General features: G+C 73.0%; 13 protein-coding genes. 7 read left to right on the top strand and 6 right to left on the bottom strand.

Going from position 1 to position 10966, the window contains the following annotated elements; all coding sequences use genetic code 11:
• Nucleotides 1–24: 24 nt before the first annotated feature.
• Both ACTJJZ_RS16190 and ACTJJZ_RS16185 read left to right on the top strand, forming a co-directional pair.
• Nucleotides 25–411: a YciI family protein gene (locus ACTJJZ_RS16190; protein WP_440722222.1), complete on the top strand. Its 387-nt coding sequence runs from the start codon at nucleotides 25–27 to the stop codon at nucleotides 409–411.
• A 56-nt stretch (nucleotides 412–467) separates the two neighbouring features.
• On the top strand, nucleotides 468–1544 hold the full coding sequence (locus ACTJJZ_RS16185; RefSeq protein ID WP_440722221.1) for an RNA polymerase sigma factor: 1077 nt from the start codon (nucleotides 468–470) through the stop codon (nucleotides 1542–1544).
• 46 nt (nucleotides 1545–1590) lie between these two features.
• Here the strand turns inward: ACTJJZ_RS16185 and ACTJJZ_RS16180 are convergent, their stop codons facing one another.
• The 3 genes from ACTJJZ_RS16180 to ACTJJZ_RS16170 form a co-directional block, all read right to left on the bottom strand.
• Nucleotides 1591–2334 carry a sulfite exporter TauE/SafE family protein gene (locus tag ACTJJZ_RS16180; protein WP_440722220.1) on the bottom strand — a complete coding sequence of 248 codons (744 nt, stop codon included), beginning with the start codon at nucleotides 2332–2334 and terminating at the stop codon, nucleotides 1591–1593.
• Nucleotides 2335–2427: 93 nt separating this feature from the next.
• Complete coding sequence (locus ACTJJZ_RS16175; protein WP_440722219.1) at nucleotides 2428–2652, bottom strand: RNA-binding S4 domain-containing protein; 225 nt, start codon at nucleotides 2650–2652, stop codon at nucleotides 2428–2430.
• Between the two features lie 67 nt (nucleotides 2653–2719).
• Complete coding sequence (locus ACTJJZ_RS16170; RefSeq protein WP_440722218.1) at nucleotides 2720–3127, bottom strand: cupin domain-containing protein; 408 nt, start codon at nucleotides 3125–3127, stop codon at nucleotides 2720–2722.
• A gap of 78 nt (nucleotides 3128–3205) precedes the next feature.
• Between ACTJJZ_RS16170 and ACTJJZ_RS16165 the strand changes: the two genes are divergently transcribed.
• Nucleotides 3206–3532: a hypothetical protein gene (locus tag ACTJJZ_RS16165; protein WP_440722217.1), complete on the top strand. Its 327-nt coding sequence runs from the start codon at nucleotides 3206–3208 to the stop codon at nucleotides 3530–3532.
• Complete coding sequence (locus tag ACTJJZ_RS16160; RefSeq protein WP_440722216.1) at nucleotides 3519–4100, top strand: carboxymuconolactone decarboxylase family protein; 582 nt, start codon at nucleotides 3519–3521, stop codon at nucleotides 4098–4100. The genes ACTJJZ_RS16165 and ACTJJZ_RS16160 overlap by 14 nt, the downstream gene beginning before the upstream one ends.
• Before the next feature lie 26 nt (nucleotides 4101–4126).
• On the opposite strand, the gene ACTJJZ_RS16155 is transcribed toward ACTJJZ_RS16160, so the two are convergent.
• On the bottom strand, nucleotides 4127–5437 hold the full coding sequence (locus tag ACTJJZ_RS16155; RefSeq protein ID WP_440722215.1) for a serine hydrolase domain-containing protein: 1311 nt from the start codon (nucleotides 5435–5437) through the stop codon (nucleotides 4127–4129).
• A 156-nt stretch (nucleotides 5438–5593) separates the two neighbouring features.
• Nucleotides 5594–6535 carry a J domain-containing protein gene (locus tag ACTJJZ_RS16150; RefSeq protein ID WP_440722214.1) on the bottom strand — a complete coding sequence of 314 codons (942 nt, stop codon included), beginning with the start codon at nucleotides 6533–6535 and terminating at the stop codon, nucleotides 5594–5596.
• A gap of 74 nt (nucleotides 6536–6609) precedes the next feature.
• Here ACTJJZ_RS16150 and ACTJJZ_RS16145 point away from each other — a divergent pair, with 74 nt between their 5' ends.
• The 3 genes from ACTJJZ_RS16145 (at nucleotide 6610) to ACTJJZ_RS16135 (ending at nucleotide 10387) form a co-directional block, all read left to right on the top strand.
• The gene (locus ACTJJZ_RS16145) at nucleotides 6610–7428 is read left to right on the top strand and encodes a 2-phosphosulfolactate phosphatase (RefSeq protein WP_440722213.1); all 819 of its coding nucleotides are present in this window, start codon (nucleotides 6610–6612) and stop codon (nucleotides 7426–7428) included.
• Nucleotides 7429–7512: 84 nt separating this feature from the next.
• Complete coding sequence (locus tag ACTJJZ_RS16140) at nucleotides 7513–10104, top strand: FAD-binding and (Fe-S)-binding domain-containing protein (RefSeq protein ID WP_440722212.1); 2592 nt, start codon at nucleotides 7513–7515, stop codon at nucleotides 10102–10104.
• Complete coding sequence (locus ACTJJZ_RS16135; protein ID WP_440722211.1) at nucleotides 10022–10387, top strand: hypothetical protein; 366 nt, start codon at nucleotides 10022–10024, stop codon at nucleotides 10385–10387. Before ACTJJZ_RS16140 ends, ACTJJZ_RS16135 begins: the two co-directional genes overlap by 83 nt.
• 148 nt (nucleotides 10388–10535) lie before the next feature.
• Here ACTJJZ_RS16135 and ACTJJZ_RS16130 read toward each other — a convergent pair.
• Nucleotides 10536–10966, bottom strand: a 431-nt coding sequence (locus ACTJJZ_RS16130; protein ID WP_440722210.1) for an LPXTG cell wall anchor domain-containing protein, incomplete at its 5' end; no start/stop codon positions are given.

The raw sequence follows: 10966 nt of genomic DNA, 5'->3' as shown, positions 1-10966 counted from the left end.
GATATCCTCAGGAAAGGACGGATCATGCGTTACACGCTTCTGCTGCAGTACCCCGAGATGAGCGCGGAGGACCTCGGAGCCGAGGCTCTCGCGGAGGGCATGCGCGCGTTCGACGCGTACGCCAAGGCCCTGGACGACGCCGGCGTGCTGCGCAGCGCCGAGGTGCTGCACCCCTCCTCGGCCACGACCACGGTGCGACTGCGGGACGGACGGCCGGTGGTGCAGGACGGGCCGTTCGCCGACACCAAGGAGCAGCTCGGCGGATCCTTCGTGATCGAGGTGGACGACCTGGACGCCGCGATCGCCTGGGCCGCGCAGGCGCCGTCCGCGACCTGGGGCGCCGTCGAGGTCCGACCGGTCGCCACGCGGTTCGTCGACGGCGCCTGGCACGGCGCCGTACCGGTGCAGTAGGCCGCTCCGGAGATCCCGGCCCGCGTGGCCGGATCCGCGGACCGTCAGGAGGCGACGTGAGCACGACCGAGGAGGCGCGGACCGCCGCCGAGCGCGCCGTCCGCGCCTCGTACGGCCGGCTGATCGCCCTCCTCGCGGGCGGGGACCGCGATCTGGCGCTCGCCGAGGACTGCCTCGCCGACGCCCTCGAACGCGCCCTGCGCACCTGGCCGGATGCCGGCGTGCCGGACAACCCGGAAGGATGGCTGCTCACCGTGGCCAGGAACAGACTCCGCGACGTGTGGGGATCCGCGGCGCGACGCACGAGCGCCCCGCTCGACGACGCGCACGAGCTCGTCGGCGATGCACGTCCGGCGGGCGGCATCGACGTCCCGGCACTGATCGAGCGGGGTGACGCGATCCCGGACCGGCGGCTCGAGCTGCTGTTCGCGTGCGCGCACCCGGCGATCGATCCGGCCATCCGCACGCCGCTCATGCTGCAGACGGTCCTCGGGTTCGACGCGGCGCACGTGGCGCAGGCGTTCGACGTCGAGCCGCGGGCGATGGCGCAGCGCCTGGTGCGGGCGAAGCGGAAGATCCGCGACGCCGGCATCCCGTTCACGCTGCCGACGAGGGCCGACATGCCCGCGCGCACCGAGGCGGTGCTGGAGGCGATCTACGGCGCCTACGCGCTGGACTGGCTGGGCCCTCACGACGACGTGCGCACCTCGATCGCCGACGAGGCGCGCTGGCTGGCCGTGCTCACCGCGACCTTGCTGGACTCCGACCCGGAGGCATGGGGCCTCGCGTCGCTGCTCACCCTCGCGCAGTCCCGCGCACCGGCGCGGATCCCGCCGATGCCGGGACAACCCTGGCCGCCCCTGGACGAGCAGGATCCGGCGCTCTGGGATCGCGCGCTCATCGCCGAGGGCGAGACGCTGCTGCATCGCGCCGCCCGAGTCAGCGGCATCGCCGAGGGCGGCGAGCCTGGCCGGTTCCAGCTCGAGGCGGCGATCCAGTCGGTGCACTGCGACCGCGCCCGCACGGGCGTGACAGACCGGGCGACGCTGCTGCGGCTGTACCGGGGCCTCGTGCGGATCGCGCCCACCCGGGGCGCCCTCGACGCGCTCGCGGCGGTGGAGGCGGCGGGATAGCGCACCGCGACGGCCCCGTTCTATGCCACGGGGGAGCGGCCGGCGGTCACGGGATCAGCAGGTAGGCGGCGCCGAGGATCGTCAGGACCAGCACGATCCGGTCGAACAGGCCCTGATGGATCCGCGGGATCAGCCAGCGGCCGAACAGCGCGCCGATGACCACCATCGGCACGAGCACGGCATCCATCAGCAGCACCGGGACCGTTATCAGCCCGAGTCCGGCCAGCACCGGGACCTTCACGAGATTGACGATCGCGAAGAACCACGCCGCGGTGCCGAGGAAGACCTTGACCGGCGTGCGCATCGCCAGGAAGTACATCGACATGACCGGGCCGCCCGCGTTCGCGACCATGGTCGTGAAGCCGCCGAGAGCGCCGTAGCCGAGCGTGGTGCCGAGGTGCGTGGCGCCGTCCGCGGGTTCCGGGGCGCGCCGGCGTCGCCAGAGGGTGATGCCCACCATCGCGAGCAGGATCACGCCGATCACCGGCCGCACCACCGTGTTGCTCGCGAACGCCAGGAACACCGCGCCCAGCACGAGCCCGGCGGCCACGGCAGGGGCGAGGCGCAGCAGCGTCGGCCAGTGCGCGTGCCGGCGATAGGTGAGCAGCGCGAACATGTCGCCGACGATGAGCAGGATCAGCAGCGCACCGGTCGATGACCGGGCGGGCAGGATCGCGGCGAAGATCGCGACCGAGATCGTGTTCGCGCCCGGCAGCGCGGTCTTCGACAGGCCGACGACCGTGCCGGCGACGGCGAGCAGGATCCAGGCCCAGGGTGCGAGGTCGATCACGGGCGCACCGCGGGCAGGATCCGGGGAAGGGGCATTCTGGGACGCTATCAGCGGCGGCCGCGCGGGTACGAACCCGTTGCAGACCGCGCGGTCTCAGCGGCCGACTCGGACCGTCCGCCCCTCGAACGTCACGAGGTCGCCCTCGACGAGCTGACGTCCGCGGCGGCGCTCCTCCTCGCCGTTCACCGACACGTAGCCGTCGATGATGGCCTCCTTGGCGTTGCCGCCGGAGTCGAGCAGGCCGGTGAACTTGAGGAACTGTCCGAGCCGGATCGACTCGCCGCCGATGGGGATGCTGTCCGGGTCGCTGCTCGTCATCCCTGAATGCTAACTTCCCGCGCTGTGCCGCCCTCGGCGTGCCCGTCGAGGCGGCGGCGGTCGCCGCTCAGTCGCTCCACGGGAACGGGCGCTCCCTGTCCAGCTCTCCGTCGCGCCCGATCGAGGCGAGGGCGTCGCCGCCGCCGCGCAGGCACAGCCACTTCAGCGGGCGGTCCGCGTCGGCGGCGCTGTGCACGGCGCGCCACGTCTCCGGCTGGACGCGCACGACAGTACCGGGCCGCACCTCGACCACGTCGTCGTCGAGGGCCATCTGGCCGCGGCCGTCCAGGAAGACGTACAGTTCCTCGAACCGGATGTGCCGGTGCCAGAACGGGCTGCTCGCCCCGGGCTCCGTGGCGTTCACCGACAGGCCGAGGAACTGCGCCGACTCACCGTCGACGAACCGCTTCCCGGTCCCCTCCGCCGCACCCCAGGTGTCGATTCCGCCCATCTCGCTCACGTCGTAACCGCTCATATGGCCACGGTATCCCACCGCCGCCTGACCTCCCGCGCTCCATTCCCGTCGTCCGCGAGGGGGAGTAGATTCGCCGTCATGGCAGAGGACGCGGATCACCGGAGCCTCGCCGAGGCGCTGCGGCAGCGTCTGATGAGCGGCGGGGATCCCGAGGTGGTGCGGGCGGCGGCGCGGATCGGAGCGGGCGACCGGACGTCGTCCCCCGAGCCGTATGCGGAGCTCGCCCGCACCATCGACGAGGCCTCGTACCGCGTCACGGACGAGCAGGTCGCCGCCGTGCGCCGGGCCGCCGGCTCGGACCGCGGCGCCTTCGAGGTCGTCATGGCCGCGGGCGTCGGGGCCGGACTCCGCCGCTGGGACGCGGCGCTGCGTGCGATCGAGGAGAGCGGCCATGCGCCTCGCTGAAGTGGAGCGCGGCGACAGCGTCGCCCACCGGCTGCTGATCGGCGCGATCTCGCGTTTTGCCGGCTATCGGCTTCCGGACGCCGCGCGGGTCGCGTTCTACGACCGCGGGTTCGTCGGCCCGGCGCTCGGCCGCTGGACGCAGCGGGCCATGCGCGGGCCGAGCGAGTGGAGCGTCTCGGAGCGCGAGCTGATGGCGGCCATGGTGGCGGCGTGGAACACGTGCCCGTTCTGCGTGGGGGCGCACCGCGCGATCTCGGTGCGCGGGCTGGATCCGGCCGTGGCCGACGCGGTGCTCGCCGACTACCGCACCGCTCCCATCGCCGAGCCGCTCCGGGCCGCGCTCGCGTTCCTCGAGACGATGACGAAGGATCCGGACAGCCTCTCGGCCGTCGACGCCCGCGCCGCCTTCGACGCGGGCGTGACCCGGTCCCAGCTCGAGGACGCCGCGGCGGTCGGCGCGGTGTTCGCGGTGATCACGCGCAACGCCAACGCCCTCGACTTCGAGATCCCCACGCCCGAGGAGTTCGACCGGGCGGCGGGGATGCTGCTCCGGCGCGGATACTCCTAGGCCTGGAGGGTTCAGGACCCGCCCGGCTACTTCTTCTGCGGGGCGAAGGGGGTGCCGAGCTCCTTCGCGAGGGACTGGAAGATCCGGGTCGCGGGGGAGCTGCACGGCAGATCCGTCGGGTTGTCGGTCAGGGTCCTGGCATCGCTGGGGCAGCCGCCGGACGGGATGTCGCTGTTGACCATCGTGACGATCGTGGTGTCGTCCTTGGTGCTGTAGAACATCGCGGTGTTGTAGCCCGGCAGCTCCCCGGTGTGGCCGACCCAGCCGTTCTGGCAGCCCCAGCCGATGCCGTACCCGCCGTTGCCCGGCCCGTTGAACTCGCGGAAGGACGTGAGCCGCTCGAGCTGATCCTTCGCCGGCACGAGCCCGGCGCCCGTGGCCTCGGCCCGGCCGAAGCGCAGCAGGTCCTGCGCGCTCGAGATGAGCTCTCCCGCGCTCCACCCCCAGGACGGGTTCCAGTTCGTCGCGTTCGCGGGGCTCTCCGGCGTGCCGTGACCGCCCTGCAGCGTGAAGCCCTGCGCGTGCGGATCCGGGAGGTCGGCGGATCCCGCCGGGAAGATCGTGTGCGTGAGGCCGAGCGGGGTGAGGATCTTCTCCGCCAGCACGTCCTGGTAGCTCTTGCCGGTCACCTTCTGGATCACGAAGCCCAGCAGGATCGTGTTCGTGTTGGAGTAGTCGAACGCGGTGCCGGGCGCGAAGTCCTGCGGCTTCAGGCCCAGCCCGGCCTTGAGCAGCTCCTCCGGCTTCCACACGCGTTCGGGCTCGGCGAAGAAGATTTTCTGCCAGGCGTCGTCCTTCGTGTAGCTCGTCACGGAGCTGGTCATGTCGGCGAGCATCCGGATCGTGACCTCGTCGCCGCGGGGCACACCGTCGACGTACTTCGAGATCGGGTCGTCGAGGCTCAGCCTGCCCTCGGCGGCGAGCTGCATCGTCAGGGTGCCGGTGAACGGCTTCGTGATGGATCCGACGCGCTGATAGATGTCCGTCGTCATGGGTGCGCCCGTGGCCGGATCCGCCACACCGTACGCCTTCAGGAACAGTCCCTTCGGGGACTGCACCGCCACGACCGCACCCTTCGCGGAGGTCTGCGCGAAGGCGCCCTGGGCGGCCTTGTCCAACGTCGCGGCGAGATCGGCGGGGAGGGCCGTGGTCGGCGGATCGGCGGTGCGCGCCACGACGGCCGACGGGTCGGCGACGCAGGTCGAGACCGCCGGCACCGTCGATGACGGCGTGCCGGAACCCGTGGCGGGGCCGGGGACCGGCTGCGCCGTGCAGCCGGCGAGCACGAGCAGAGCGGCGGCGAGCGCGATCGGCCTCGCGAGGCGAACGGTGACCATGGCGGAGTCCCTTCCGGCGGCCGGTCCGCCCCAACCAAACTCTGGCACTGCCGGAGTTCGGGCGGAAGAGACGCGCGCCCGTTCCTGTCGTGCCGGATGTCGAGGGACAGTGCTTGCGAGCGCCGCCGTGCCGTGCGATCGGGATCCGTCCGCTGCTCAGGCGAGCCGGACGGCCTGCTGGATCCGGGTGCGCAGATCGAACAGCTCGGTGCCGCCGATCGTGCGGGATCCCGGCAGACCGGCGCGCAGCAGCGGGCGCAGGGCGCTGCGCCGCACGACCACGACCGCGCTGCCCCGGATGGTGCCGAGCGGTGTCGTGTGCTGGGCCAGGTCGTCGTCGGGGAGGACGAGGATCGCCCCGCTGAAGCGCACTCCGGCGGCGCGGGACACCAGACGGATCCGGCCGAGCAGCGCAGTGACCGGGGCGCTCGCCCCCGTCTCCGGGCCGATGATCTCGCCGCCGCGGAACCGTGCGACTCCGCCGAAGTCGGCCGACGTCACGCCGTACAGTCCGGAGGGGCCGAGCACGATGTGGTCGAGAGTGTCGTCGGTCTCCGGGGAGCCCGGCTCCCGCGTCGCGCCGGACCCGGGTCCGACGGCGACGTCGTGCCAGGCGGTGAATCCCATGCCGAGGTCGCTCACCGTGAAGGCCGTGTGCTCCTCGGCGAGGGCGTGCGCGAGGACCCGTCGCAGCTCACGGGGGAGAGTGCGCACGAGGGCCGGGTCGTAAGGATCCGGGACCTGGGATCCAGTCCACTCCTGCACGCCCGCGACGAAGCGGCGGCGGCTGCTGCCGCCCGCCTGCCCGTACGACTTCGCGCGAGGCCGGGTGTCGGTGCCGGTCGGAGCGCGCCAGGCGCTCGGACCGTGGTCGGCACCGCCGAATCCGTGCCCGCGGTCGTAGGCGCGGCGCAGCTGCGGAGTGCCCACGAGCTCCCACGCGCGCTGCACCTGGATGAACACGGCCGCATCCCCGCCGGTGTCGGGGTGGGTCCGGCGCAGCTGCAGGCGGTAGGCGCGGCGCAGCTCCTCATCGTCCGCGGTCGCGGCCACGCCGAGCACCTCGTATGCCGACGCGGAGAGCGGGCTGTCGAACATGGCCCTCCTCGGGTGGTCTGCGGTGGCGAACGGCGGGATCCAGGGTATCCGGGCCGCCCGGGTAGCATGCCGGGGTGACGAAGACCCGATGGACCCCGATGAGCCCGGACCAGCCGCTGCAGCAGGACTACGAGGTGCGCTTCGACTGGGCGGGCGAGGGCCTGCGGGGGATCGCGCCCGGGGCCGGCGTGATCGTGATGATCGACGCCATCTCGTTCACCACGACCGTCGAGCGTGCGGTGACCGAGGGGCTCGAGGTGATGCCGTTCCCGGGGCTCCGCGCCGAGGCCGAGCGCATCGCCGCCGAGGGCGGTTTCGGTGACGCGCGGCTCGCGGGCCGCCGTGGGGAGCCCGGCGTCTCGCTGTCGCCGTCGAGCATCACCGCCGAGAGCGTCGCCGCGTTCGGCGCCCGGCGGGCGGTCGTCTCGTCGTTCAACGGCTCCCGGCTGTCCGCGGCGGCCGCCGGATTCGGGGTGCCGGTGCTCGCCGCCTCGCTGCGCAACCGATCCGCCGTCGCGCGGTGGATCCTGGCGCACCAGCATGCGCTCGGGCATCGCGTGCGAGTGGCGGTGATCGCGGGCGGTGAGGTGCGCGATGACGAGACGGTGCGGTTCTCCGTCGAGGATCTGCTCACCGCGGGCGCCGTGATCGACGCGCTCGGTGCCCTCGGGATCGACGCCTGTTCTCCTGAGGCCGCCGCCGCGTGCGCTGCGTACACGGGCCTGTCCCGCGCGATCCGGCACCTGTTCACCGCCTCGACGAGCGGCGTCGAGCTGCGCGAGGACGGCCAAGGCGCCGATGTCGAGCTGGCCGCGCAGACAGACGTGTCGACGACGGTGCCAGTGCTGGTCGACGGGGTGTTCCGGATCGCGGAGCCCGGGTCTGTGGCCTGACGCGGCGCGGCACGGTCCCGGAGGCCGGGGGCGATACTGGTCAGACGCCCCGATCCACTCGAACCACCGCGAGGAGAGCTCACGATGCCCGCCACCGAGGTCGCCCCGCTGGACGCGACGATCCTCGGGCCCGACGTGCGTGTGGCCTCGCGCACGATCGACCGCTTCGCGCGGGCGCACGATGCGTCGCACTACCTGCTCGTGCCCGACGCGGTGCTCGTGCCACAGGATGCGCCCGCGGTCGCCCGCGTGTTCGACGCCGTGCGCGCAGCGGGGCGGAGCCTGACCTTCCGCTCCGGCGGGACCAGCCTCAGCGGCCAGGGCGTGACCGGCGACGTCATGGTCGACACGCGCTCGGCGTTCCGCGGCCTCCGCGTCTCGGACGACGGCACCTCCGTCGCGGCTCAGCCCGGCGCCACCGTGCGCCAGGTGAACACCCGGCTGGCGCGGTTCGGGCGCAAGCTCGGCCCGGATCCGGCGAGCGAGATCGCCTGCACGATCGGCGGCGTGGTCGCCGACAACTCCAGCGGCATGGCCTGCGGGATCGTGGAGAACTCGTACCGCACGATCGAGTCGCTGCTGCTCGTGCTGCCGAGTGGCACGATCCTCGACACCGGCGCGCCGGACGCCGCGGAGCAGCTGCAGCGCGACGAGCCGCGGATCGCCGACGGCCTGCGCGCCCTGCGGCGGCGGCTGCTCGACGATCCGGACGCGACCGCGGAGGTCGCTCGTCAGTTCTCGATGAAGAACACGATGGGCTACGGGCTGAACGCGCTGCTCGACTTCGACGACCCGGTGCGGATCCTGGAACACCTGGTGATCGGATCCGAGGGGACGCTCGCGTTCGTCGCCGATGCGCGGTTCCGCACGATACCGATCCAGCCCGAGATCTCGACCGGCCTGCTCGTGTTCGACACCCTGTCCGACGCGATGGCGGCGCTGCCCGGGCTCACCGCGCTCGGCCTCGCCACGATCGAGCTGATGGACGCCGCGTCGCTGCGGGTCGCGCAGGGTCTCAGCACGGTGCCGGACGTGATCGCCGACATCGACGTGCGGGGACATGCGGCGCTGCTCATCGAGGTGCACGCCCCGGATGCCGACGCGCTCGCCGAAGGCAAAGCGGCCGCGCTCGCGCATGTCGCGTCCCTGCCGCTCACGACGCCCGCGCATCTGACCGAGGATCCGGCGGAGCGCGGCGAGCTGTGGACGGTCCGCAAGGGTCTGTACACGGCGGTCGCCGGAGCCCGGCCGTCCGGCACGACCGCGTTGCTCGAAGACATCGCGGTGCCGGTCGATCGTCTGCTCGGCGTGTGCGAGGGCCTCACCGCGCTGTTCGAGAAGCACCGCTACGAGGGCTGCGTGATCTTCGGGCACGCCAAAGACGGCAATGTGCACTTCCTGATCAACGAGCGCTTCGACGACCCGGCCGCGCTGGCCCGCTACGAGCGGTTCACCGAGGACCTCGTCGAACTGGTGCTCGCGCAGGGCGGCACGCTCAAGGCCGAGCACGGCACCGGCCGGATCATGGCGCCGTTCGTGCGCCGGCAGTACGGTGACGCGCTGACCGACCTGATGTGGGACCTCAAGCGCCTGATCGACCCGGACGGGATCCTCAACCCCGGCGTCGTGCTGTCGGACGAGCCGGTCTCGTACCTGGCGGATCTGAAGCTCGTCGCGACCGTCGAGGAGGAGGTCGACCGCTGCGTCGAGTGCGGATACTGCGAGCCCACCTGTCCCAGCAAGGACATCACGCTCACGCCGCGGCAGCGCATCGTGCTGCGCCGCGACATGACCGCCGCCCGCGCGCGCGGCGACGATGCGCTCGTCGCCGCCATCGCGGCGGACTACGACTACGACGCGGTGCAGACGTGCGCCGTGGACGGGATGTGCGGCGTCGCGTGCCCGGTCGACATCAACACCGGCGACCTCGTGCGCCGGCTCCGCGCCCAGGAGGCCGGGCGGCTCGACGAGGCCCTGTGGGACGGCGCGGCGAAGGGCTGGGGAGCGATCACGCGCGGCGGCGGTCTCGCCCTGACGGTGGCGAAGGCGCTGCCGGCGCCCCTGGTGACCGCAGCGACCCGGGCCGGCCGCGCGCTGCTCGGCGCCGAGAACGTGCCCCTGTACGACAAGGGACTGCCGCGCGGGGGATCGCGGCCCCCGCGGCCGCAGGATCCGTCCGACGCGCAGGCGGTGCTGTTCGGCGCCTGCATCGGCACCATGTTCGGGCCGGAAGCCGGTGCGGACGGGCACGGGATCGGATCCCGCGACGCCGTGCGGACGCTGCTCGAGCGGGCGAGCATCCCGTTCGCGATCCCGGACGGGGCCGGGTCGCTCTGCTGTGGCACGCCGTGGAAGTCGAAGGGCGAGCTCGACGGTCACGCCACGATGACCGACCGCGTCCTCCCCGCGCTCTGGGCGGCNCGCCCTGCCGGTGGTCTGCGACGCCGCGTCCTGCACGGAGGGGCTGCAGGTCATGCTCGCCAAGGCGTCCGCAGCGCACCCGGAGTACGCGGCGCTGCGGATCGAGGACGCGACGACCTACCTCGCGCGCGAGGCGCTGCCGAAGCTCGCCGTGCGGGAGCGGATCCGGTCCGTGGCCGTGCATCCCACCTGCTCGACCACGCAGCTCGGTGCGAACGCCGCGCTCCGGGAGCTCGCGGCCGCCGTGGCCGATGAGGTGTACGTGCCGGACGGCTGGGGCTGCTGCGCTTTCGCGGGCGACCGCGGCATGCTGCACCCCGAGCTGACCGCGAGCGCCACCGCGGTCGAGGCGGCCGAGGTCGCCGCCGCTGGTCGTCGTAGCGCTGCACGGCCCCGGAGCGCGGGCGGCGAGGAACCGCGCGGCGGCTTCGACGCCTACGTCTCAGCGAACCGCACGTGCGAGCTCGGCCTGAGTCGCGCCACGGGCCGGCCCTACCGGCACATCGCCGAGGTGATGGAGGAGCTGACGAGGCCGTAGCCCTCCGAGGCGGCGGAGAGCCGGCACGGCCCCCCGCGCGATCCCTGTGCGCCGGATCGAGACACAGAGAGATGGGCCGCCTCCGTGAGGAGACGGCCCACCCGGACGGTGGGGCGGATGCGAGATCCGCCCCACCGTGGTGCGCGATTCAGCGCTGTTCGATCAGCTTCACGGCGGCGCCGCCGGCCAGCAGCAGAACACCGGCGAAGAGCAGGAACGGGTCGAAGGACGACCCGGTCTGCGCCAGCCTGATGTTCCGCAGCGTGGAGGCCGCGGACGTCATGCTCGCCGCGTTCAGGCCGTGCTGCACCTGGGAGGCGACGTGGCTGATGGTGGAGGCGGGAATGGTGGTTCCGCCGGGAAGGGCGCCCGATCCGGAGTCGCCCCCGGGCGCGGTGCCACCCGAGGTTCCTCCGTTGCCGCCGGGGGTGGTGCCACCCGGGAGGGTGCCACCCGGCAGCGATCCGCCGGGGAGACCCGGAAGACCCGGGAGGGATCCGCCGGGCAGGCCCGGGAGTGCGCCGGTCAGGTTGCCGAGGACCGGCAGCGTGACGGAGGCGTGTCCGGGCGTGGTGCCGG

The organism is Microbacterium sp. 22242, assembly GCF_052045495.1.
In the GTDB taxonomy this organism is placed as follows: Bacteria; Actinomycetota; Actinomycetes; order Actinomycetales; family Microbacteriaceae; genus Microbacterium.
Note: the sequence above shows the minus strand (reverse complement) of the source record. Positions and strands in the feature narration are given on the sequence as shown.